Source organism: Kineococcus indalonis, from assembly GCF_009906395.1.
GTDB lineage: Bacteria > Actinomycetota > Actinomycetes > Actinomycetales > Kineococcaceae > Kineococcus > Kineococcus indalonis.
Genome location: NZ_JAAALM010001008.1, coordinates 1 through 494, shown reverse-complemented (window position 1 = coordinate 494; position 494 = coordinate 1). Strand labels below are relative to the sequence as shown.

Sequence of the window (494 nt, the reverse complement as noted above, 5' to 3'; positions counted from 1 at the left end):
CCCCGCCTGCCCGCCTCAGCCCGGCCGCCCCAGCGGCAGCAGCACGGGCGGGCCGGCGGGCCCCAGCAGCGCCAGCGGGTCCAGGTAGTCCTCCCCGCGGCGCACTCCCAGGTGCAGGCAGGGGCCCTGCCCGCAGTGCGCGCCGGGCGCCACCACCGCGAAGGGCTCCCCGCGCGCCGGGCGGGCGCCCACCGGCACCGTGGCCGCCGCCGGCTCGTAGGTGCTGCGCAGACCCCCGGCGTGCTCCAGCACGACCACGCCCCGACCCGCCACCGGTCCGGCGAAGACCACGACCCCCGCCGCCGGGGCCAGCACCGCCTGCCCGGTCGCCGCGGCCAGGTCCGCGCCCCGGTGCCCGGGGGCGTAGCGGGCCACCTCGTCGTAGCCGCGCAGCACCACCGGCCGCGGGGACAGCGGCCACGCCCAGCGCGGCGCGGCAGCGGCCGGCGCGGTCGCGGCCGGCGCGGTCGCGGCCGGCGCGGTCGCGGCCGCGC

1 protein-coding gene is annotated in these 494 nt (G+C 84.0%); it reads right to left on the bottom strand.

Annotation, left to right across the window (positions count from 1 at the left end; translation table 11 throughout):
• Positions 1 to 15: 15 nt before the first annotated feature.
• On the bottom strand, positions 16 to 494 hold a 479-nt coding region (locus tag GTR00_RS22440), incomplete at its 5' end, for a murein hydrolase activator EnvC family protein (RefSeq protein ID WP_205706451.1).